Annotated in this window: 19 protein-coding genes; 8 read left to right on the top strand and 11 right to left on the bottom strand. The window is 46.9% G+C overall.

Translation table 11 applies throughout. The features are described 5' to 3' along the window. Positions 1 to 1568: cadherin repeat domain-containing protein (locus RH46_RS17180; protein ID WP_006880787.1), on the bottom strand; the 1568-nt coding region annotated here is incomplete at its 3' end. 289 nt (positions 1569 to 1857) lie between these two features. Between RH46_RS17180 and RH46_RS17175 the strand changes: the two genes are divergently transcribed. Both RH46_RS17175 and RH46_RS17170 read left to right on the top strand, forming a co-directional pair. Continuing rightward, complete coding sequence (locus RH46_RS17175) at positions 1858 to 3171, top strand: TolC family outer membrane protein (protein ID WP_006880786.1); 1314 nt, start codon at positions 1858 to 1860, stop codon at positions 3169 to 3171. Positions 3172 to 3173: 2 nt separating this feature from the next. Next, positions 3174 to 3788, top strand: coding sequence for an OmpA family protein (locus RH46_RS17170; protein WP_006880785.1), 615 nt, complete (start codon positions 3174 to 3176; stop codon positions 3786 to 3788). A gap of 74 nt (positions 3789 to 3862) precedes the next feature. On the opposite strand, the gene nhaA is transcribed toward RH46_RS17170, so the two are convergent. From nhaA to RH46_RS17145, 5 genes are all read right to left on the bottom strand, one after another. Continuing rightward, the gene (gene nhaA, locus RH46_RS17165) at positions 3863 to 5047 is read right to left on the bottom strand and encodes a Na+/H+ antiporter NhaA (RefSeq protein WP_006880784.1); all 1185 of its coding nucleotides are present in this window, start codon (positions 5045 to 5047) and stop codon (positions 3863 to 3865) included. 261 nt (positions 5048 to 5308) lie between these two features. Continuing rightward, positions 5309 to 6427 (bottom strand): lipocalin-like domain-containing protein, encoded by a 1119-nt coding sequence (locus tag RH46_RS17160; protein WP_006880783.1) that lies wholly within the window; start codon positions 6425 to 6427, stop codon positions 5309 to 5311. Next, the gene (locus RH46_RS17155; protein WP_006880782.1) at positions 6428 to 8881 is read right to left on the bottom strand and encodes an ABC transporter permease; all 2454 of its coding nucleotides are present in this window, start codon (positions 8879 to 8881) and stop codon (positions 6428 to 6430) included. It abuts the gene before it with no gap. Then, the gene (locus tag RH46_RS17150; RefSeq protein WP_006880781.1) at positions 8862 to 9533 is read right to left on the bottom strand and encodes an ABC transporter ATP-binding protein; all 672 of its coding nucleotides are present in this window, start codon (positions 9531 to 9533) and stop codon (positions 8862 to 8864) included. The genes RH46_RS17155 and RH46_RS17150 overlap by 20 nt, the downstream gene beginning before the upstream one ends. A 123-nt stretch (positions 9534 to 9656) precedes the next feature. Then, entirely contained in the window at positions 9657 to 11033 is a 1377-nt protein-coding gene (locus RH46_RS17145; protein WP_086013145.1) for an MATE family efflux transporter, read from the bottom strand. Positions 11034 to 11135: 102 nt separating this feature from the next. On the opposite strand from RH46_RS17145, the gene RH46_RS17140 reads away from it, so the two are divergent. Beyond that, entirely contained in the window at positions 11136 to 12572 is a 1437-nt protein-coding gene (locus tag RH46_RS17140; protein ID WP_040896115.1) for a DUF2867 domain-containing protein, read from the top strand. A 21-nt stretch (positions 12573 to 12593) separates the two neighbouring features. On the opposite strand, the gene RH46_RS17135 is transcribed toward RH46_RS17140, so the two are convergent. The 3 genes from RH46_RS17135 to rsuA form a co-directional block, all read right to left on the bottom strand. Continuing rightward, positions 12594 to 13253, bottom strand: coding sequence for a DUF2913 family protein (locus RH46_RS17135; protein WP_006880778.1), 660 nt, complete (start codon positions 13251 to 13253; stop codon positions 12594 to 12596). Next, positions 13253 to 14458, bottom strand: coding sequence for a Bcr/CflA family multidrug efflux MFS transporter (locus tag RH46_RS17130; protein WP_006880777.1), 1206 nt, complete (start codon positions 14456 to 14458; stop codon positions 13253 to 13255). The genes RH46_RS17135 and RH46_RS17130 overlap by 1 nt, the downstream gene beginning before the upstream one ends. Before the next feature lie 158 nt (positions 14459 to 14616). Further along, positions 14617 to 15318, bottom strand: coding sequence for a 16S rRNA pseudouridine(516) synthase RsuA (gene rsuA / locus RH46_RS17125; protein ID WP_006880776.1), 702 nt, complete (start codon positions 15316 to 15318; stop codon positions 14617 to 14619). Positions 15319 to 15391: 73 nt separating this feature from the next. On the opposite strand from rsuA, the gene radD reads away from it, so the two are divergent. The 4 genes from radD to RH46_RS17105 all read left to right on the top strand — a co-directional run bounded on the left by radD (position 15392) and on the right by RH46_RS17105 (position 19602). Beyond that, positions 15392 to 17131: a DNA repair helicase RadD gene (gene radD, locus RH46_RS17120; protein WP_006880775.1), complete on the top strand. Its 1740-nt coding sequence runs from the start codon at positions 15392 to 15394 to the stop codon at positions 17129 to 17131. Between the two features lie 69 nt (positions 17132 to 17200). Next, entirely contained in the window at positions 17201 to 17599 is a 399-nt protein-coding gene (locus RH46_RS17115; RefSeq protein ID WP_040896113.1) for a PepSY domain-containing protein, read from the top strand. Between the two features lie 13 nt (positions 17600 to 17612). Then, on the top strand, positions 17613 to 18272 hold the full coding sequence (locus RH46_RS17110; protein WP_006880773.1) for a response regulator transcription factor: 660 nt from the start codon (positions 17613 to 17615) through the stop codon (positions 18270 to 18272). Beyond that, positions 18262 to 19602: an ATP-binding protein gene (locus RH46_RS17105; protein ID WP_006880772.1), complete on the top strand. Its 1341-nt coding sequence runs from the start codon at positions 18262 to 18264 to the stop codon at positions 19600 to 19602. Before RH46_RS17110 ends, RH46_RS17105 begins: the two co-directional genes overlap by 11 nt. Before the next feature lie 384 nt (positions 19603 to 19986). Here RH46_RS17105 and RH46_RS17100 read toward each other — a convergent pair whose 3' ends face one another. Continuing rightward, complete coding sequence (locus tag RH46_RS17100) at positions 19987 to 21279, bottom strand: LssY C-terminal domain-containing protein (RefSeq protein ID WP_040896111.1); 1293 nt, start codon at positions 21277 to 21279, stop codon at positions 19987 to 19989. 16 nt (positions 21280 to 21295) lie between these two features. Further along, positions 21296 to 22024 (bottom strand): glycosyltransferase, encoded by a 729-nt coding sequence (locus tag RH46_RS17095; RefSeq protein WP_006880770.1) that lies wholly within the window; start codon positions 22022 to 22024, stop codon positions 21296 to 21298. 345 nt (positions 22025 to 22369) lie between these two features. Here RH46_RS17095 and rplY point away from each other — a divergent pair, with 345 nt between their 5' ends. Continuing rightward, positions 22370 to 22648, top strand: a complete 279-nt coding sequence (gene rplY, locus RH46_RS17090; protein WP_004746191.1) for a 50S ribosomal protein L25 — start codon at positions 22370 to 22372, stop codon at positions 22646 to 22648. Positions 22649 to 22980 lie beyond the last annotated feature (332 nt).

Genomic DNA, 22980 nt, shown 5'->3' with positions numbered 1-22980 from the left:
TCTTCATCGGTCGCGGTGACTGTACCAATTACGTAATCTTCCGTAGAATTCTCGTTGTAGCTGAACTCATAGCCACCTTCCGGCTCATTAAACTCAGGCGCTTCATTAACATCCAGCTCAGTCAAATCGACATCGACTTCTGTATCGAGCTCACCGTCTGACGCCATTACCGTAATGGTGTGTTCGTTACCCGCCAGTTCAAAGTCATTGGTAAAGGCCGCAACCCCTGCATCGGTTAGCGAGATTTCACCTGTTTCACTGTCAATTTCAAACAGGTCCTGACCTTCAAACTGAATGTTGGTCGTGATGCTGTAAGTGACTACATCGCCCGCGTCTTCATCAGTCGCGGTCACGGTACCAATTACGTAGTCTTCGGTAGAGTTCTCGTTATAAGTGAACTCGTAGCCACCTTCCGGCTCGTTAAACTCTGGTGCCTCGTTAACATCAAGCTCAGTGAGATCGACTTCGACTGATGTTTCGAGTTCGCCGTCTGACGCAACAACGGTAATGGTGTGTTCGTTGCCAGCCAGTTCGAAGTCATTAGTAAAGGCAGCGACACCCGCTGCGGAGAGAGAGATTTCTCCGCTCTCGCTGTCTATTTCGAACAGATCTTCACCTTCGAACTGAATGTTAGAGCTGATGCTATAGGTCACTACATCACCCGCGTCTACATCAGTGGCAGTCACTGTACCGATGACATAATCATCTGTGGAATTTTCGTTATAGCTAAACTCGTAGCCGCCCTCTGGCTCGTCACTAAACTCTGGGGATTCGTTTACATCGAGCTCGTTAAGGGTCACCACTACCTGGGAGATGTTGGTACCGTCACTCGCCTGAGCAACTACGACGTGATTGTTAAGCCCACCTTCATCTTCAAAATCGTTGGTAAATGCCGCAGCGCCCGCTTCGGTCAGGGTAATCTCGCCTGTATCTGGATCAATATCGAAGTAATCCGCTAATGGATCACCTTCTTCAAACACCAGAGAATAAGTGACAGCGTCACCCTCCAGATCAGTGGCTGATACGGTACCTAGTACAGTACCCGGCTCGGAATTTTCATCGTAGGAGAAGTCATAGCTTTCCGCGTCAAATACCGGCGCCTCTGGTTCAACAATCAGTTCAGCGGCAATAATGTCGACTAACGTTAAACTTTGTGTTTCTGATAGCCCTTGAGACTCCAATCCAGTGGTATCGAATTCGGTCTCTGCAAGCGTCTCATCACCAGTACGCTCAATATCCCCGGAACCAGTAAGACTCGAACCATTCTGTCCTCCGGCGGCGGTTGCGAAATCTTCATTCTGCGTTGGGTCGACACCCTGTTCAATCTGCTCGATGATCGAAGCAATTTCATTGTCTAAGTTGAGGTCAAGATTACCATCCTCTCCGACTAACTGAGCTTCTATCCCTGCAGGTACGTCAGCATTTGCTGTTGCTCCCTGACCTAAGACCACTATCACTTCGCCTGGCCCTGGCACTTCACCCGGCAACAGCTCTCTGACGTCACCATTTATGTCAATCACTACCGTCGTATTGGCTAGCATAAACGGCGCTAAGCTTTTCGCATTCATAAGCAGATTCCCCTTATAAACGGTATACGCCTCCCCCTACCCCACAAAAAATGGGACTAAAATCACGCATACCTCTACACCTTAAAAACTAGCCCCACAACTACTGACAATCTAGTTAATAACAAAAAAGTCCTAACGAAAGTTGCTAAGTCATTAATATTAGGTCTCACTTTTGTGACATGAAAAATTCTCACTTTATAGATATGTCAACTAAGCTTTTGATACCCGATGCAAGCTCAACTACACGCTTAAAAAGTGTTGCCATTAGACACTTATTAAGGAGGCTCCCTTGAACTGGAAAAAGTCACTCATAGCAAGCTGTGTCATGCTCGCTGGTTTCTCCGCGCAAGCGCAGACACTCGAACAGGCAGTCGCAATCACTCTTGCCACCAACCCCGAAATAAAAAGTACCTATAACGAATTTCAAAGCGCTGTTAAGCAGGCAGATGCTTCGACAGGCGCTTACCTACCAAGCTTAGATTTAGACGCTGGGATCGGTTATGAAGGTATTGACCCTGCCGATTCGACGGGTCGAGCAGACACAGATTTAACCCGAAAAGAGGCGAGCCTAAGCCTCACCCAATTGTTGTGGGATGGTAATGCAACCCTCAATGATATGGACAGAACAGCAGCTGACGCCGAGTCGATCCGCTATCAACTTATTGCTGATGCATCTGATCTAGCCTTGAGAGTCACTGAGGTTTACCTCGAAGCAGTTAAAGCCACAGAAGTGCTCGCTTTGTCTGAGAGTAACCTTGCAGTACATAAAGAGATCTATCGTGATATTTCACGTCGAGCAGCTTCTGGCATTGGCTCGACAGCAGATGTGTCTCAGGTAGAAGCACGTATCGCGAAAGCGCACGGTAACTTACTGGCCGCCCAGAACAACCTAATTGATACTCATACCCAATTCAGACGTTTGGTGGGTCAGGAGCCATTAGGGCTGATTTATCCAAGAGCGGATGAATCCAAGTTGCCGCTCTCGTTATCTGATGCATTAGTCGATGCCTTCGACAAACACCCAGTGATCAAGGTTTCACAAGTCGATGTCGACTCAGCACGCTTCCAGTACAAGCAGTCAAAAGGCAATTACTACCCTACTATCTCGATTGAAGCGAGCCAGACCTGGCGTGATGACGCTGGCGGTGATAGAGGTAGCAGCGATGAGACCTTAGCTATGCTGCGTATGCGATACAACCTCTACAACGGTGGTTCAGACAGTGACCTTTCTGAACGAGCAGCCTATCAGCTAAACCAAGCGAAAGATTTACGCGACAATGCTTATCGTCAGGTAGAAGAAAGTCTTCGTCTGTCATGGAGCGCGCTCGATCTTACCTTACAACAGAAAAACTTCTTAGCCGACCATGTTGACTCAGCCTCTGAAACCGTTATCGCCTATGAAAAGCAATATCAGATAGGTCAACGAACATTACTCGATTTGCTCAATACCGAAAACGAGTTGTTTGAAGCAAGAAAAGACTATCTTGATGCCCACTATGCCGAGCAGTACGCCAAGTACCGTGTGATGAATGCAACGGGTAACCTGCTTGATGCTTTATTGGTCGATACGCCTGAAGCTTGGACCCAGCGAGTGGAGTACTAAGTATGATGAATAAACACCTAATCCCATTCACTTTATTAGCTATTATTCCATTCAGTCTCGCTAATGCTGAAGACGAATATGACTATATGGAAACCCCTGTAGCAAACCAGATTTCAGATCTTACCGATGAAGATAAAGACGGCGTAGTTAACGCACGAGACATCTGTCCGGGTACCCCGCTAGGTGCCATGGTTGACAACGATGGCTGTGGAGCAGCCATTGTTGAGGAAGAAGAGCGACAACTAAGAATTCTGTTTGCTAATGATTCCTATGAAATCAATCCAATCTTTTCCGACCAGATCCAGACCATGGCTGAATTCTTGGCAAGATACAAATCGGCTTCCATTCAGATTCAGGGTTACGCAAGTAAAGTGGGCGACCCAGACTACAACCTCGAACTATCTAAGAAGCGCGCTCATGCGGTCGAGGATGAATTGTTATCGTTCGAGGTCGATCCGAAACGAGTGACCATCGTAGGTTATGGTGAAACCCGACTTGAAGCAGAAGGTGACGATGAGACATCTCACGCCTTAAACCGCAGAGTCACAGCGACGGTTGTAGGTCTCAAAGAGGAAGTTGTTGAGGAGTGGACTATCTTCACCATCATCGAAAAATAACCTTCTCCACCAAACGTAACAATAAAAAACGCCCCTTATTCGGGGCGTTTTCTATGACTGTAGTTTGGTTTTATTTAGTGCTGAGAGTTAACTTGCTCATTACCCTCAACACTAACTACCTTCTTTGGCAGTGAAATATGGAGTAAGAAGTAACCCAGTACCGCTGCCGTCGTTGAGCCCATCAGAATGCCTAAACGAGCATAGGTATCAAACTCAACATTCACGGTACCAAACGCTAGTGATGAGATGAAGATCGACATGGTAAAGCCGATACCACACAACACAGATACAGCGAAGATGTGCACAAAGTTAATACCTTCTGGCAACTTAGCGACGCCCGATTTAACAGCAAGCCAGCTAAACGAGAAGATGCCCAGAGGTTTACCAATAAGCAGACCCAGTGCGATACCCAGTGGCAGCATCGAGGTTAAGCCGTCCATCGATACACCTTCCAGAGAGATACCTGCGTTGGCAAATGCAAACAGAGGCAGGATACCAAATGCAACATATGGGTGAAGCGCGTGCTCCATATGTTTCAGCGGAGAGTGCTCACCTTTCTTCCCTTGCAGTGGAATAGCAAAGCCAATCACAACACCCGCCAGCGTAGCGTGAACACCAGACTTAAGTACCGCAAACCACAGTATCGCACCTACAATCATATATGGTGTTAACTTGGTGACTTTCTTGGCATTCAAGATAAACAGTGCCGCTGTCATGGCAAATCCGACGGCCAGAGCTGAAGTAGAAAGATCGCCTGTGTAGAACAACGCGATGATAACAACTACACCCAGGTCATCGATGATCGCTAGTGCTAGTAAGAAAACCTTAAGGCTAACTGGTACACGCTTGCCGAGTAACGCCATGATACCAAGAGCAAACGCGATGTCTGTTGCCGCAGGAATAGCCCAGCCCTGGATAGCTTGAGCATCACCATAGTTGAACATGATGTAAACCAGCGCCGGAGCCAGCATACCACCTACCGCAGCGATAGCAGGGAAGATAGCTGTTTCCTTAGATTTAAGCGCACCCTCTAGTAGTTCACGCTTTACTTCCAAACCGATAAGCAAGAAGAAGACAGCCATCAAGCCGTCATTAATCCAATGCGATACCGACATACCGAATACGTAGGTATGTAGAAAACCTTGGTACGCATCATTTAAAGATGTGTTTGCGATTGTCATAGCAATTGCCGCAGCAATCACCAGCAGAATGCCACCGGCAGACTCCATTTTGAAAAAATCGCGAATCATATCATTCATTATATTGCCCTTATATTTATTATGTTAATAAGCGATTAACAAAGAATACAGTCGAGTTTATAGAGTTCGCTACTTCAGGAAAAATCGCTTCTTTAGAGTTCTTAATTCGGTTTTTCCGATAAAAACTAGGACAAAGCTATTTATTTTCCTTAGTTAATTATAGGCAAACTCTTAGTTTTTCCACATAAAAACTAAAAAGCCACTTCTCATTACATGAGAAATGGCTTTGGTCTGCTTGAAACACGAAAGTTTGTGCTGTCGCTAATAGCCCGTCAATTGCATAAACCCTTGAGCTTTATGGGAACCTGTAGTGGTGATTGGGCCTTCCCAATAGGGTAAAACGAAAGGCAACCAGAGGTTTGTATTGAGGACTTGAGTCTTTAATTGAATATCATACTCAGGCACATTGATCGCCCATTGCATTGGAATTGAGCTGCCATTGCTGAAATCGCTCGCTTGCAGCGGCGTGATCTCTATCTGGTCATTAGTCAGGGTCGTAACCTTGCCATCATTGGTCGATAGTGTACCAAACAGGTATGGTAGCTGTTGGTCATGACGATAACGGCTAACAGACAGAGTCGTTTCATCATCAAGTTGGAATACAAACCAGTCCCAACCCTGCTGCCCTTCAGCAAGCAAACCACTGCCCCACTCTTTACTCATCCAGCCCTGGCCTTCAACCGAAACGACCTTGTTACCACCTAAGTCGAGTAGACCTTTAACATTTAGAAATGGTGCAGAAATATTGTGAGAAGCTATCGGCAGCAGATCATGTTTAACGACATAACCGCGCTCGCCCGGTATAACAAATGGACCTCGTGTTGACGTTTTTAAACGCACACCAAAAGTGTCTGTCTGTGCTTCTAGCAAGCCGGGGAATGGCGTTTTACCAAGAGAACGCCAGAACCAGTTATCAATCCAAAGCTTGAAAGGCTTAGTTGTCATTCCAGCCTGACCAATTCCACCGCGAGCAACACGTTGTTCACGCCATACCCTGCGCTTATCTGAGATAACTACGTGAGAGATATAGAGCTGCGGGCTAAGCCAGCCTGACAATTCACTGTCGTTGTTGGCGATACGGAAATAGCTCCACTGGACGCCATACTTGTTACCGCGCTTGTCAGTAACGTTAGCAAAGAAGTGCCACCAGCCGTGTTGATACTCATTGTGGAAGGCAAAGTCTTGAGGCAGCACAACGCGGTTGTCTGGCAATACTGGTTCAAAAACCTTATCTGCCTGAGAGCGAAACATCGCATTCATGCCACTCTGGTTGTCCACGCGCTTTTGTTGCTCAGATTGATTAACATACACCGCCGCCGATATACCTATCGCGACAGCAACAATAGCTATCGTTATGCTAATAAACCTTTTGCTCTTCATCTACAGTGAATCCCTTAAAGACTTCATTGGCGTATTTTTTACCATCCTCAGAACCGGTATTGCGCCAGCCAGCATCAGTGACAGCATCGCCAGTGTTGCGGTCTGCAGGTATTCAGTCGGAATAAACTGCAACTCCAGCGTCCAGCCAAATGACTGCTTAATAATGATATCAACCACCAGTCGCGCCAACGCTAAGCCAAGCGGCATCGCTATCAGTAAAGAGATCGCGCCGAAGACAAACAGCTGTAAACTTCCCATCAGGATCAGTTCCCTTCCTGACATACCGACACAGCGCAGCAAGGCGATGTGTTTCTGCCGCGACACTTCTCCAGCCACAGTGGCAAAGAAAATACCAAACACCGCAATAACCAGAGTGATATTGCCTAAGGTGTCCGCAATAGAGAAGGTTCGGTCAAACACCCGTAGCGCTTGTTTGTGAATATCGCTGTTATCAAATACTCGCTCTGAATCAAGCCGGAATACCGCTTCGAGGCGACGCTTGAGACCAACCGGATTGACCCCATCTTTAAGTACCGTGCCTAATGCCACCATACCGCTACCGGCATAAGAGTAGAGCCAGTTTCGATGGGACAGTAAGATCTGATTATACGGGTTACCATAATCGTAGTAGACGCCAACCACCTGCCAACCCTGCCCTAGCTTGCTATCAAGATCGATGTAATCACCAGGACGAATTCCCAGCTTAAGTGCCATTGACTCACTCACCATCACACCCTTGGAATGATGTAGGTGGTACCAGTAATTCGGAATACCAAGTTTGACAGTTAGTGCAGCTAATTCACCTTCTGATGGACCAGTGCTGACCACTTGCAGCGCGCCATATGAAGTCGCGACTTCTTTTTCCCAGCGCCACCAAACCGATTCAACTTCAGGTTGTTTATTTAACCAGCCACTCATACGCGCTGCAGAGCTGGTATTGGGGTAGATATATAAGTCTGCCGCAAGTCGTTGACTCAACCACTTATCCGTCGTGTCTCTAAAGCTGCCGACCATGGTTTCAACACCGATATTGGCCGCCATCGCCAGCATAAACGCCATTGTCGCTACACCGCGGTAACTCATACTCGCCGCTGCATCAGCAAAGAACCAACGCACTTTCACCCAACGTAACGAGTAAGAGAAACTCTCGAACACTTTCCAAATAATATACGGAGTAAACAGAGCAACACTCAGTAGCATTAAGGCGATAATCGCAAAGCCCGACTCCTGAGTTTGAGGAGCCTGATAGATGGCAATTGCGGCAACACAGAAAGCGCACGCCAGTAATGCCTGAATGGTGAACTCAGCACCAGTGAAGCGCACCAGTGACAATCTTGTCGTCAAACGTACTGGTTGCGAACGCAACAAGCGTACCAATGGCCATGCACAAGCAATGATCGCACCACCTGCTGAGAGGTATAGGCTATAGAGGCTCGATTGCCAGTTCCAGTCAATCGCCAGGCCTACGTCAGCATCGTATAGATCGCTCAGACTGGCAGAAACTGTCGGAATGAGTTGATTCGCCAGCAACATGCCAAGCACGTTACCGCAAAGCCAGCTAACAACAACCAGTGCAATCAGTTCTAATAGCAAGGCTTGAGCGAGCTGCCAGCCTGAAACACCAGTCTGACGTAAGATACCAACTAAGCGCTGACGCTGAGTTAGTGACAGAGACATTGCCTGATAGAAAATAAACAGACCAACGAGGAAAGCCAGCATCCCCATCGCACTGAGGTTCATGTGAAAAGCTTCCGTCAGTGATTCTAGTTCAGTGCGAGAACTACGGCTCAACTCCATACCATTCGGCAACATGGATTTCAGCTTAGCCAGTTTTTGCGCTGGCATATCACCACAGGCAATAACGGAAATACCTGAACTGCGCTCTAACGCTCGGAGTAATGAAATATCAGCCAGAATCCGCGTACCGTTGAGCATCGCCTCTTTATCAACTGCAATTGGCCCGAGCTCAGTGCCGTTATCCAGTTGGATATAGTCATTGTCACGCCACTTCATACGTTGCGCGAGATCGGAACTGACCAGAATCGGATAAGGAGGACGCATCAGAGAGAGCGTTGTCTGGTCTTGCAACGGAACACCAGGCTGAAAGCGCAGCATAGCAACAGGATCGATACCAATCAGCATCAGATCAGCGCCGTCTGCGGTATCAACTCTTAAACTTTCAAATGGTGCGCACTGATGAAAACCGTCGCGACGAAGCTGGATATAGAAACCTTGTGGGATCTTATTAGTCGCATGTTTTGGACGAACACGGTATGGAAGAGGATTGGAAAATAGCTTCTCGCCATGTTCATAGCTTTGTCGTGCATGACTGTTAATTGCAGTCACACCAACTAAGAGAGAAACACCAAGAGTAAGACCGAGCCAGACAAGAAGGATTTGGAAAGGATAACGTCTGTAGTGGCCAAGTAGTGCTTTAACTACGGGCCATAACATGCAGTTGCCCCCCTTGAAGCCTTATCCTGCCTTCCATATGTTCTGCAACACGCTCACTGTGAGTCACCAACAACAGCGTACATTCAAGCTGTTTGGTCAGACTGGTTAGCAGACGCATAACAGCCTCTGCATTTCGCTCATCAAGGCTTCCGGTTGGCTCGTCGGCCAATAAGATCTTAGGCTCCATATACAGAGCTCGTGCAATCGCTGCACGTTGTTGCTGTCCACCGGACACTTCTTCAGGATAGCGGCCCAACAGAGGCATAAGATCTAATGCAGACAGGATTTGACGCCAGAGTCCCTGATCTTCAGGCAGACCTTTCAATTGACGACAAAAACGGATGTTATCCGCGATGTTTAGCGTAGGAAGAAGGTTAAACTGCTGGAAAATAAGACCGATATTATTGCGACGATAAGCGGTACGCTTAGTCTCGGCAACGGTGTGCATTGAGAATTTAGGAAACAGCACTTCACCTGAATCAACAGTATCAAGCCCTGCAATCAGGTTAAGCAGTGTACTCTTTCCAGAGCCGCTTTCGCCCATCAGAGCAACTTGCTCACCCTGTTTCAATGACAACTCAGCACCTTGTAAAACCGGGTGAAATTCACCACCGTCTACATAGCCCTTACATAGGTCTGTCAGTTGTAGCATTGATATTCTCGTTAACCTTACAAATAGGAATGTGAATCTACACTAAATCGGCTCATCTAGGAAGCAATTTGGACACTGGATCACAAGATATGCACCTGTACACAGCATTTAGACGCTCTATGTCTAATTTTCGATCAAATTGCGTATCCATTTGCGTGTATTCATTCTAAACAGCGAGCCAAACCACTTGATTAACTCCTCGGTTAAAAACAACACGTAGATCCACTCAGGTGGCCAGCCTAATGCAATCGCTGCGAACGCAGCTAAAGGAATACCGATTAACCATTGAGCGACCAAATCCTGATAGAGACAGAATTTAACATCACCACCAGCGCGTAACACACCGACTATAGTCATCATTGGTACAGAGCGAAGGACAATGCCGACACTCATTACAATCATGAATTTCTCAGCAAGTGCGCGAGTCTCAGGCGTTAAGGCACTGAAGGCATCAAGAACCGAGCCCTGAACAATAAACAACAAGATGGCGACGACAATACCAACCAGCACACTCAGCAGCGTGACACCAATTGCCTGGTAATAAACCTCGTCGTATTTTTTAGCTCCGATTTGATTCCCGACTAACACAGCAGCAGCGTTCGACATACCAATCAGCAAGGCTAATGCGATAGATTCAACCGGTGACATTACGGACAAAGCGGCCAGACCCTGTACCCCTGACTGCCCCATGATGGCGTGATAAGCAAACAGACCACCAGCCCAGGCAAGGAAGTTAAATGTCGTCGGCATCGACAGTTTTAAGAACTTCACAACCCTGCTCCACTCAACAACATGGCGCAGATCATCGAAACCAAACGCCAGTAGATGCTTTCTCAGATAGAGGTAGCTGAACAGCGTCAATACTTCGATAGCACCACTCATCACTGTTGCTATCGCAGCCCCTTTGATGCCCATCGCCGGTACACCAAACTTACCGAAAATCAGCACCCAGTTGAGGAAGATGTTGGACACAATACCGATACCACTGAAGAAGGTACTGATACCCGGTTTGTGCATAGCTCGCAGACCAACAGACATACTCGCGACACAAGCAACAGCGAACATGGTGACAGAGGTAATCACCAGATACTCACTACCAAGCTCATTAACATGTGCGTCATTGGTGGCCAGTCCCATAATCTCACTTGGGAAGAGAATGAACAGCAAAGCGGTCAATGCCGCGAATACCGTGCAAACCAACCAGGTAAGTGCGGTACTTTCCCTAACCCCTTTACGGTCACCTGCACCCCAATACTGTGCAGTCAAAAGAGCACCACCAGTCGTCACTCCGACCAACATAATAGTGGTCACAAAGGTCGCTCTGGCGGCAATTCCAACCGCCGCGATTTCCGCTTCGCCCAACTGGCCAAGCATAAGAACGTCGACCAAACTGCGGCTTGAAAACATGATGCTTTGTAGCGTTATAGGCAGAGCAATAGCGATCAGGCGTCGAATAAAGTCGCCTCGGGTATGGAGCAAGATTTGAGAAAGCATAGACAACCGCCCACCTTAAACTGCAACAGCATGAAAATAGAGAAAAAATTGGTTGTCTATTATATGATCAGCCTAGATATGAAACCATAAAAATATCAAAGGCGATAAATGATGAAAGTGCTGGTTCTAGGTGCATCAGGATATGTTGGCTCTCAACTGCTTGGCCAACTCTGTCAACGTGGCTATCAGGTCACCGCAGCAGCACGTCAAATCGATTACTTGCGTGCTCGTGTCGAACCTCATCCCAACCTGACGTTACGTTACCTTGATCTCGCCGATCGAGACGCAACAATGGAGTTAGTGCCCCAATTCGACCTGATCTATTTTCTCGTTCATGGCATGGCACACGGACATGACTTCCTCGACTACGAGATTTCATTAGCAGAAAATTTCAAGACAGCACTTGCCCACAGTCACGCTAAGCACGTCATTTATCTCAGCGCGATTCAACCACAGACGGGAAACTCCACCCACTTGCAGGCGCGTCGCATGACCGGCGACATCATTCGTCAAGCTGGCGTACCCATTACTGAATTGCGAGCAGGAGTGATTATTGGTCCCGGCTCTGCCGCTTTCGAGATCATGCGCGATTTTGTTTATAACATGCCGCTTCTTATTACCCCTAAATGGGTCGATTCCCGCGCTAACCCTATTGCGCTGGAAAACCTAAACCATTACCTGCTTACTCTGGCCTTAGAGTCTCCAAAAGAGCATCAACTCTTCGAAGTTGGCGGACCTGATACACTGAGTTATCGCCAGCAGTTTAAAGTCATCGCCAAAACAATTAACAAGCCTGTATCTATCTGGCCAACCTCGTTACTGACACCAAAAATGGCGTCGCACTGGCTAGGAATTGTTACCTCTGTGCCGTCTAGTATTGGGGCAGCACTGCTCTCTGGTTTAGAACATGACTTCGTTGCTCAATCTGAGCAGATTCAGCAGCGCTACCCGCAAGAGATGATTGGCTTTGATGAGATGGTCAAAACCAGTATCGAACGCGAAGGGACTTTTGTTCGCAGTAATGTCTGGGGCTTCGATCCCGCCGCGCTCTCGCGTTGGCAACCTGGCTTTGGCTACTACCCAAAACAAACCGGAGCCAGTATTGAGACCGAGCTGAGTTCGGCTCAATTGTGGCAGTTAGTCAAACAAATCGGCAGTAAACAACAAGGCTATTTCTTTGCTAACAGCCTATGGCGTACACGAGAATGGCTGGATATATTTTTCGGTGGAGGCCGACCAACCCGACGCTCGCCGAAAGGACCGCAACTGGAAGTGGGTGATTATATTGATTCGTGGAAGGTCATTCGCTGCGAGGAAAACCAATTCATCTCGCTGCTGTTTGGCATGAAAGGACCAGGACTCGGCCGACTTGAATTTGCCATTGAGGATTTAGGATCGTTCAGACGCCTGACCGTAACAGCATGGTGGCATCCACAAGGTTTCAGAGGACTACTTTACTGGTTTGCCATGATGCCTGCGCACCTGTTTATTTTTAAAGGCATGGTCAAAGCGATAGTGCGAAAGGCAAAAGAGCTTCCAAATTAGAAGCTCTTTTCGATAACTCGATTATACCGTTAGGCTGAGTGGTATTTCAGCCAACTGGTTACCTCGGTTGGCTGGGAATACTAAGTATTCACCGTGATATTTCACGTTTGATTTGTAGTCAGTAACTTTATGCACCATAAAGCCTGCTGCTGACGCTTTTTCAACAAAGTCAGCATGATGACCACGGACAAACCAACTCATCGGCTTGACCATCTCTTCGCCATCGAAACAGCTATCACACTGATCTGAACAAAGTGCGAGCGAGTTTGGACCTTCGGTAAAGATTTGAACCTTACCACAGTTCACTAGTGGCTCTGAGGTTGAGACTTCCCAACCCTGCTCTTCCATTGCATCGATAAACGCATCGATTTCTTTGTCCTTTATGACGCGCTCAGCTTCACCTTCAGGGAAGAACTGGCCATAGAACTTAGAAATACGTTGAAATGTTTGCATCAAACTAGCGTTGTTGCCTTTTGATCGGCCGCTCTTCTGCCAACGAGTTAAATCATCACCTACAATGCGAGGGAACTGCTGCGACTTGATCGCTTTAGTGACCCAACGAACCAGGTAAAGGTTGTTAGCTGTCGGGCCGTTAGTCAACTTACCCGCTTTATGTTCTTGGGCAATATCAGCCAGAGCTGCATTAACCAGTTTTTGTATTTCTACCGTATATTCAGACATTACGCCTTTCTTCCAAATATCCAATAACACGCAGCCGAGATAACCGAGCATAAGCTCATTACGATTAACATCGGCCAGGTTACGCCGCCGGGCAAAAATGCCACAACAGCACCAATAACTGAACCCGTACCGAAACGTAGGGTTCCTGCCAACGACGAAGCGGTTCCCGCCATCGTTGGGTAGCCACTTAATAGAAGCCCCATCGAGTTACTGCCTATGGTCGACAATGTACCAATAAACATCACCACGAACACCACAGTGCTCCACAGGCCCAAATCAAACAGCCAGGTAATAAACAGACCAATACCGGCAATTAGCTGCACTGTCAGTCCGAAGCGCAACATATTATGCGAACCGACTTTCTTGACCAGACGTCCATTAATACTGGTCATGATAATCATCGCCACGATATTGAGCGCAAACAGATAACCAAACTGATCCGCTCTTACGCCATAGATATCAATATAGACAAACGAACCTGCAGTTAAAAACGCAAACATGCCCGCGAACGAGAATGCGCCAGAGAAGATCAGTCCCATAGCAACTGGGTTCTGGAACAAGCGCAGGTAGTTACGCAAGGTATTGCGAATTCGCAGCGGCTGTTTGTTTTCAGCACTTAGTGTTTCAGGGATCTTCCACACTACCAGTGCAATGACCACCAGTGCAAAGGCAGCTAAAATCCAGAAAATCGCACGCCAGCCAAACCAGACTGCAACATAACCGCCAATCATAGGAGCGATAAGGGGTGCTATGGTCATAACCAGAGTGACAAAAGACATAGCACGAGCAAAGTCTTCGCGGTCAAACATATCACGCACAACCGCCTGAATGATCACGGCAGCAGCAGCACCGGCAAAGCCCTGTGCAGTACGAACCCAAGTTAACGCTTCAATTCCTGTGGTTGTCGCACTGACTACAGAAGCCAAACCAAAGAACAGAACGCCTAACAACAGGACTGGTTTTCGCCCATAACTGTCGGCTAGCGGGCCATGAATTAACTGACCAATGGCAAAACCTGCCGTATAAGCCGTCAGTGTTACCTGCACCGAACCTTCGCTAACGCCAAGGTCACGAGCAATGGTCGGCATTGCTGGCAGATACATATCAATCGCTAATGGAGTCAGTGCACCAATTGCGCCCAGAACTAAAAATAAAAGAAAACTGATTTGTGGGGCATTGGATTGCGCTAAGGTTTTCTCAGACATAAATCTCCTACTCGGTTGCGTATCAGATGCAGCTTCCGTGCTGCAACCAAACAGAAATTATAAACACCAGAGGTGTTTGGTGATCCGATCTATCCTCAATCAAATCCAGGCAAAACACTAGTTCCTGATAGGAAACAAACTATTTCCTAAATTGAATATTATTTCCAGACGGAGTCAATTTCTTGCTGAGTCAGGTAGCGATATTCACCCGGCTCTAAGGTGTCACAAAGCTCGATATCACCAATGCGCTCGCGATGCAAATGCTCAACTTTGTTACCAAGAGCGGCAAACATGCGCTTAACCTGATGATATTTACCTTCAGTAATGGTTAACAGCACTTCATTTTCTTGTGCATCAACCAGCTCCATCTGCGCCGGAAGCGTCAGATCTTTTTCGTTGCGTAGCTGAATACCATTAGCGAATTTCTCTGCATAATCGTCTTGAACAGGATCGGCCAACCATACGCGATAGGTTTTCTCGCACTTATGTTTTGGCGATGTAATTCGGTGAGACCACTGACCATCATCGGTAATCAAAACTAAGCCAGTCGTATCCACGTCCAGACGACCTGCAAAATGGAGGTCTTCCATTTTTACTTCATCCAGCAGCATAAATGCCGTTTGGTTGAAACCGTCTTCATGCGAGCAGACAAAACCATCAGGTTTAAACAGCATGATATAACGAGGGCCAGGTTTATGGATCTCTCTCCCCTGCCATTCGACGGTGCAATCGTCAGTGACCTTAACCGAACCACTTTTTTGCACTACGTCATTGACTGTTACATCGCCACTTTTAATGATTTTTGTTGCTTCTTTACGTGTTGCACCTAATGCATCACACAGATATTTATCTAAACGCATGAATACCTCATCTCTGTCAGGTGGGGTATTATAGTGCGACTAAACTAAATAGTTGAGCTATTTCACACATTTTATGTATACACTCCGTCCCTATCAGGCTGATTCGGTAAAAGCCGTTATTCACCACTTCCGTCAACACTCTACGCCCGCAGTTTTAGTTCTGCCAACCGGAGCTGGAAAAAGCCTCGTTATTGCTGAGCTAGCAAGATTGGCTAAAGGCCGTGTTCTGGTACTTGCTCACGTTAAAGAGCTGGTAGAACAAAACCATGAAAAGTACGAAGGCTACGGTTTAAAAGGCTCAATCTATTCCGCCGGTTTAGGTCGTAAAGAGACCGACCAACAAGTGGTGTTTGCTTCTGTTCAGTCTGTCGTGCGTAATTTGGATCAGTTTAGCAACCAGTTTTCACTACTGGTTATCGATGAGTGCCACCGCGTTCCTGATGATAAAAACACCAGCTACCAGAAAGTGATCGGCCATCTGCGTGACAAGAACCCAGGCATCAAGGTGTTAGGTCTGACCGCAACGCCTTATCGTCTCGGCATGGGCTGGATCTATCAATATCATTCACGCGGCCTGGTACGTAGCGAAGAGCCGCGCTTTTTCCGCGATTGCATCTTCGAACTGCCTATTCGCTATTTACTCGACGAAAAATTCCTCACACCTGCGAGAATGATGGATGCGCCGGTACTCAGCTATGACTTCTCTCAGCTAAAACCCGCTAGCACGGGGCGTTACAAAGAGGCTGAGATGGATATGGTCATCGACAAAGCCAAGCGCGCGACACCGCAAATCGTCGAGCAGATCATCCAAATGTCGCAGGATAAGCAAGGCATTATGATTTTCGCCGCAACCGTTCGTCACGCCCAGGAGATTTTCGGCCTGCTTCCTCAAGGTCAGGTGGCAATCGTTATTGGTGACACACCCACTCCTGAGCGCGATGCCATCATTAGTGACTTTAAACAACGTAAAATAAAATACCTGGTTAACGTGTCTGTCCTTACAACCGGATTCGATGCGCCACACGTTGATCTGATTGCCATCTTGCGTCCAACGGAGTCAATCAGTCTCTATCAGCAGATAGTTGGCCGGGGCTTACGTTTATCTCCGGGCAAAGCAGAGTGTTTAGTGCTCGATTATGCCGGCAACAGTTACGATCTCTATCAACCAGAAGTGGGCGATGCAAAGCCAGATTCAGATAGCGAGATTATTACCATCCCTTGCCCTGCCTGCGGGTTTAATAACAACTTCTGGGGCAAGCTCGATAACAATGGCTTTCTGATCGAACACTTTGGTCGTAAATGTCAGGGCTATTTCGAAGATGATGAAACTGGCGAACGCGAGCACTGCAATTATCGATTCAGAGCGAAGTACTGTGGTGAATGTGGTGCCGACAATGATATTGCAGCGCGAATATGTCATGAATGCGACGCCACGCTGGTCGACCCGGATAAGAAGCTTAAAGAGGCGTTAAACCTAAAAGATGCGCTGGTCTTTGAGTGTCGTGAGATGGCGCTGACGGTTCATAAAGACGATAAAGGCAAGAGTAGCCTTAAAGTCGCTTATATTGGTGATAATCAGGCTCAGGTCAGTGAGTTCTGGTCTTTAACAACCAAAAACCAGAAGCAGCGCTTTTTGGATCAGTTTGTCCGCCCTCACTTAGCCGATAAACATCGTCCGTTTGAAGAGTCTTCACCAACCAAGGTGGTCAACAATCAACACAGATTCCGTCCACCTCAATTTGTGATTGCCCGAAAATCTGGTCGCTTCTGGAAGATGCGCGACAAGATTTTTGCTGATGAGTTAACTAACTAAATGTCATTCACTTGGTGTTCAGAAACAACAACGTATACTGGGTAACAGAAAATGCGACAAGGTATGATTATGTTTAAACGTCCGATAGTTACGACCACAGCGCTTCTTGCCTGTGTGTTGCTCTCATTTCCGACTTTGGCAAAAAAACACGACCATCAGGATGGCCATGCACTGGTGCAGGACGTACACAAACCTGGTGCTAGAATTGAGTTTGAAGAAGACCAGGACGAAGTCTATGACGCGGTGAAGAACGGTGATATTCGCCCGTTCTCTGAGATGTATGCTGCCGTAGAACGTGACTTACACGGACGTATTATTCATGTCGAACTAGAAGAAGACGACGATATTTGGATCTATGAGCTCAAACTGAACCACAATAACAATATTATTAAAGTCGAATACAACGCCAAAACTTTGGAAATGCTGCAAATCAAAGGCAGAAACCTGAAAAAAGCACTAAAAAACTAAGAAGAAACTGCATATGAAAATTCTTGTTGTCGAAGATGAACCGCGCCTTGGCGAACAGATTGTTGAATCACTAGAGCAGACTGGTTGGGTGCCAGAACTGTCACAAGATGGTATTGATGCACTCTACCGTGCCACTTCGGAAGAGTGGGATGCCATCGTTCTTGATCTCGGTTTACCAAAACTTGATGGTTTAACTGTCCTCAAAGGTATCCGCGACGAAAATATCAATACACCCGTTGTTATTCTCAGTGCCCGTGACACCCTGACTCAACGCGTCGAAGGTCTAAATGCTGGCGCCGACGACTACCTGACTAAGCCGTTTGAAATGGTTGAGCTGACCGCTCGTATTCGCGCTCAACTGCGCCGCGCATCAGGCAACGCATCTCCTGTGATGCAAATTGGTAACCTGAGTCTGGATACACGAACGTCTAAAGTGATGTGGCAAGGACAGGCAATCAGCCTCACCGCTCTGGAATACAAAGTCGTTGCCTACTTTATGCATAACCCAGAGAAAGTCATTTCCCGCACAGAACTGGTCGAACATATCTATAAACAAGATTTTGACCGCGACTCAAATACTATCGAAGTATTTATAGGCCGTATCCGTAAAAAGATTGCGCCAAAAGTCATCAAAACCGTTCGCGGTTTAGGGTACCAACTGAATGCCGAATAACAAGCGTCCTTTACTTAAACGCCTCAGCCTCAAAAGCCGCCTCGTATTGGCGGCTATTGTGTGGTTAACGGCGATGGTTATAGCCGTCGGCGTCAGTGTTCCCAATCAAGTGTTCAACTACATGGTCGATGATACTAAATCACAGCTGACCATCTACATGGATGAAATTTCCGCCTCACTCGAAGCGGACGAAACTGGCAACCTGAGCTTAACCACCAACCTCTCCGACCCACGTTTTAATCGCCCTTACAGTGGCCTCTATTGGTCAGCGAAAACTGAAAAAGAATTGCTGCGCTCCCGCTCTCTGTGGGACAAAAAAATCACCACAGATAAGAAAGACAAAGATTATCTTGGCGCACGTAATGAAAAGCTTATCTACATCAAGACTACTCTTTATTACCCTGACTACGATGGTCCGATCGACGTTATCATCGGTATTGATGAACAACCGATTGAGGACACAGTTGGCAGCCTGATGGGTCAGTTGTGGATTATTCTCGCCCTACTCTATCTGGGTGTTCTTGCCGTCATCTTCCTACAAGTTCAGTGGTCGCTTAGTCCGCTGACTAAAATGCACAAAGAGCTGTCTCAGCTTCGCTCTGGGGACAAAACTCGTCTCGACCAAGACTATCCTAAAGAAGTGGCTCCCGTGGTGTCTGACCTTAATGCACTGGTCTTCCACTATCAGGAACTGCTTGAGCGTGCCAGACACCATGCAGGAAACCTGTCGCACGCGTTAAAAACTCCGCTTTCAGTGCTAAAAAACGAGATTTCATCTCTCGATAACCAGACCCAGAGCTTACTGCAGCCACCTGTCGATCAAATTCAGAGCCAGATTGATTACCATCTTGGCCGCGCTCGTATGGCGGGCTCGAAAAACATCCTTTCGGTGCGAGCCAATCCATCACAGCGAGTCGACGCAATATCAATGGCATTTGATAAGGTTTACGCACAACGTGGCGTCACCCTTATTAACGAACTGGATTCGGATATTGACGTTGCCGTTGATAAAACGGACCTTGATGAGATGGTCGGAAACCTACTGGAAAATGCCTATAAATGGTCAGACAGCATTATTCGCGTCCACTCTGAAAGCAAAGATAATGACGATATCGAAATCATTGTTGAAGACGATGGCCCTGGAATTCCAGATCAGGACATCAAACAAGCGGTTGAGCGTGGTGTCCGTTTAGATGAAACAACACCCGGTACCGGCTTGGGCCTCAACATTGTCAGTGAGATGGCGCATAGTTACCGAGGCAAACTGACATTGTCACGTAGCTCTATGGGTGGTTTAAAAGCGGTCTTGTCATTAAAGCTATCCGCCTAGCCATTACTAAAACGACCAACACAGAGCCCCGATGTTAATCGGGGCTTTTTTATCTCTTCTAACAAAACACGCCCCTCCCTGAGTGAGCATCATTACTTTGCCTCTAGCACTGCAAACATAGTGAGCAAGGTAGCTTGTAACAAGGTTTAAAGGAACTGACGACCAACGTGATTAAACGGGACGTAATTAAACGGGACAGACACTAAAACAGCGCCTAAACGTAATCAGGACAGATGCGATAAAAAGCGGAACCGGCAAGGGACAGACGCAACAAGAAACCAATAAAAAGTAGAAAGGAAATAGAAAGGACAGGCATGAAGAATAAAAAGGACAGGCACTAAAAAAGTTGCTCGGGATTGAGCAACTTTCTGTTGTGGATTCGTTTTAGATACTCTGTTTTTCGCTCAGGTCTTCCTCAATAACAAGTACCCGCCCATCGGTAAAGTAGTCGTGCTTTTCGTCTAGGATTACCGGGCTTCCATAAGCGATTAAGGCAACCTGCTTATTCGGTGCAGCGGCTTTGACTTGTTGGGCAAGTTTGTCGCGCTCTTGATCGACATTCGGATTCACACTATGCAGAACCGTGACGATTCCCGAGTATGGCGTTAGAGATAAACCATCATCGTAGCTCAGTGCACCTACCCACATTTTTCGGTTACTCTCTGCATCAATCCCTGCTTGCCACCAACGGATATGGCTGCGTTTTAGCAGGCTGCCCGGTAGCTGGAAGGCCAACTCTTGTGGAATATTGTTCCAAAACAGATCGGAGACAGGCGGCGTATTGTCCTTAAGCAGTTGCAGGTAATCAGTGATTTCAAGATCATGCCTGGAGAAGGTTTTGTTCTCGATCCAACCAAGCTGCTCCATTAGCGCCTTGGGGTCATCGCCAAAATAGATAACATTGACCGCCTGCGCATCAAACACGGCTGATTTACCTGGATAAACTTTGAGCTGTAAATCATTCGGCAAGACCTGAGTCGCGGCGACCACTTTCGTCTTCTGTTGATATAACTCTTGGTTGTCATCGGCACGAAAGAAGAAATGGGCATAGTTTGCGTAAAGGGCTGATACGACAAAAAACATCGTAAACTTGGTAAACATAAAGCGCCACTTGAGCTTTCGACCAATCAAGTAAAAAATCACGCTGGCAACAATGGCGAACAGACTCAGTTGATGCTCTAGCACAAACTGTTTGATGTCTAGCATCAGTGGAAATTGCTCTACCCCAACGGCGGCGATATAGCCCCAAGCGACAAACTGCCCTACACCAAGTACTAAGCCAACGGTTGAAAACAGAGTGAATCGACGCCAGCCAATATTTTGCGAACCAGCAATAAAGGGAACAACCCAGGCCACTGGTCCTAACAAACGTGCAAAAGCCAACACATAGTTTCCCCTGTACTGCATCAGATAACGGCACCTTGCAACGTGACGACGTAACTTAGGTCGCCACAGGACAAGCTTCTTTTGTGCGCGAGAACCCATCCTCTTGCCGATCAGGAAACTTAATTGGTCACCAATAAAACCACCTAGCAGAACAGCGAAGACGCCTGTAATGATACCTTGTTGTAACTGATAACCGGCGGCCAACATAAATGGCTCGCCGGGAACGAATAAGTTGGGGCCAATAAGTGCATCCAGTAACGCCCCAACAAACAGACTTAATCCTTCAATCATCTCAGCCACTCACTGATTACTGTTGCTTATAGTGACCGAACTTGTATTCCATTTCGTTGTTACGCATCTCTCCAAACAGGAAGCGGCGAACATTAGCTTTCAGGTAAGTGAAACCCATCTTAAAGATGCCATCCTGATCCAATCGACGTGGGTCAAAACCAAACGTCAGATTCAGGAAGCGGAAACGCCAGGTTTTACTCGCACGCTTTACGTAATCACAGTCTTCACATAAGACGATTTGTTCATCAAAGCCGTTCAGTTTTTGGTGAACTTGTTTGGTTGAGAAAATGCACGCCCCTACTGCGGTAGGAAATACGAACTGGGTGGTAAACAGACCAAGGTTAAACAGGCCATAACCAAGCTTATGTACCAACGGAAGCTCCTTAGCCCCCATATACACACCAGCCACCTCTAGTTGCTTACTCTCAAGTTGACTAAGAGCATCCGTCAGAAACGTAGGTGCCAGACGCACATCAGCATCCAGGAATAACAGACGTTCATGCTTGGCTAGTGAAGCGCCGGTATTGCGACCAAGGCTAACACCTCGAGTCTCCATTTTATGAATGGTGAGTGCTGGTAGCGATGACTCGTAAGCGGCTGCGACTTCGCAAGTAGAGTCTTCACTGTTAGAGTCAACTACAATCACTTCAAACTCTTTGTGGGTTTGCTTACTAAGGTCTTCCATCAGACGACCAATTCGCTTTTCTTCATTTAGTGTAATGACTACAATGCTTACCGATTCCATACTCTTCCCTCTCTTTCAGATAACGTTGTTTTGGTAACTTGGTAGTCATCGTATATCGGGGCATCTTAACCATGAGTGAGGTTTCTATTCAGATTCAGTTCATTACAAAAATGAAACCTTGGAGAGAAGATTACGTGCAGAGTGAATCAAACTTAACCAGTTGATTATAATTGACGTTTGAAATGGTCTAATTCAGTCATTATCAGTTGCTTGAAACCATATAGAGTGATAGTATCCGCGCTCGCTTACAGAGTTACTACCAATTTCTCTTAAGCGGTTAGCACACTTAACAAGGTCGCATTGTTAGTGTGAATATGAATATCTTAATTTTTTGAGAGTTATACTATGAAATTTGAAGCAGTAGTACGTACTGAACTAGGTAAAGGTGCGAGCCGCCGCCTACGTCACGCTGGTAAATTCCCTGCAGTTGTATACGGCGGTGAAGAAGCAGCAGTTTCTATCGTTCTTAACCACGATGACGTTGTTAACCAAATGGACAAGCCTGAGTTCTACGAAGGTATCGTTCTAGTGATCGACGGCGCTGAAGTTAAAGTTAAGCCACAAGACGTTCAACGTCACGCTTACAAGCCAAAAGTTGAGCACATGGACTTCATCCGCATCTAATTCCCTACCAAGGAATTAGTTGGATTAAATCCAGCCTTTTGCATATAAGATAATCGGCCTTACCATCCGAGACATCTAAAAATTCGAAACCCCGATGCTACCAACATCGGGGTTTCACCGTTTTTGAAGCCCTCAAAAACGCTCTCAAGTATCTTATACCTATTGTCACCACTCTCTCCCCCTACCTTCTTCATTAACTCTAGAACGTCTCTGACAGTATCTCCAAGAGCCGCTCACACACTTCCGAGTTACTCCCTCGTCAGTGTTTTACTTTCGATTAAATCGCTTGCTTGTGAGGCTACAGAGCTCAATAAGAAGGTCTTTACAGAACA

The sequence above is a fragment of the Vibrio brasiliensis LMG 20546 genome (genome assembly GCF_000189255.1).
GTDB classification, from domain to species: Bacteria; Pseudomonadota; Gammaproteobacteria; order Enterobacterales; family Vibrionaceae; genus Vibrio; species Vibrio brasiliensis.
This window is presented reverse-complemented; position numbering and strand designations above follow the sequence as displayed.

Excerpts from the sequence above, each read along its gene's own strand:
- RH46_RS17170 (WP_006880785.1), top strand. The coding sequence starts at position 3,174 with ATGATGAATAAACACCTAATCCCATTCACTTTATTAGCTATTATTCCA.
- nhaA (WP_006880784.1), bottom strand. The coding sequence starts at position 5,047 with ATGAATGATATGATTCGCGATTTTTTCAAAATGGAGTCTGCCGGTGGC.
- RH46_RS17160 (WP_006880783.1), bottom strand. The coding sequence starts at position 6,427 with ATGAAGAGCAAAAGGTTTATTAGCATAACGATAGCTATTGTTGCTGTC.
- RH46_RS17155 (WP_006880782.1), bottom strand. The coding sequence starts at position 8,881 with ATGTTATGGCCCGTAGTTAAAGCACTACTTGGCCACTACAGACGTTAT.
- RH46_RS17150 (WP_006880781.1), bottom strand. The coding sequence starts at position 9,533 with ATGCTACAACTGACAGACCTATGTAAGGGCTATGTAGACGGTGGTGAA.
- RH46_RS17140 (WP_040896115.1), top strand. The coding sequence starts at position 11,136 with ATGATGAAAGTGCTGGTTCTAGGTGCATCAGGATATGTTGGCTCTCAA.
- RH46_RS17135 (WP_006880778.1), bottom strand. The coding sequence starts at position 13,253 with ATGTCTGAATATACGGTAGAAATACAAAAACTGGTTAATGCAGCTCTG.
- RH46_RS17130 (WP_006880777.1), bottom strand. The coding sequence starts at position 14,458 with ATGTCTGAGAAAACCTTAGCGCAATCCAATGCCCCACAAATCAGTTTT.
- rsuA (WP_006880776.1), bottom strand. The coding sequence starts at position 15,318 with ATGCGTTTAGATAAATATCTGTGTGATGCATTAGGTGCAACACGTAAA.
- radD (WP_006880775.1), top strand. The coding sequence starts at position 15,392 with ATGTATACACTCCGTCCCTATCAGGCTGATTCGGTAAAAGCCGTTATT.
- RH46_RS17115 (WP_040896113.1), top strand. The coding sequence starts at position 17,201 with ATGTTTAAACGTCCGATAGTTACGACCACAGCGCTTCTTGCCTGTGTG.
- RH46_RS17110 (WP_006880773.1), top strand. The coding sequence starts at position 17,613 with ATGAAAATTCTTGTTGTCGAAGATGAACCGCGCCTTGGCGAACAGATT.
- RH46_RS17105 (WP_006880772.1), top strand. The coding sequence starts at position 18,262 with ATGCCGAATAACAAGCGTCCTTTACTTAAACGCCTCAGCCTCAAAAGC.
- RH46_RS17100 (WP_040896111.1), bottom strand. The coding sequence starts at position 21,279 with ATGATTGAAGGATTAAGTCTGTTTGTTGGGGCGTTACTGGATGCACTT.
- RH46_RS17095 (WP_006880770.1), bottom strand. The coding sequence starts at position 22,024 with ATGGAATCGGTAAGCATTGTAGTCATTACACTAAATGAAGAAAAGCGA.
- rplY (WP_004746191.1), top strand. The coding sequence starts at position 22,370 with ATGAAATTTGAAGCAGTAGTACGTACTGAACTAGGTAAAGGTGCGAGC.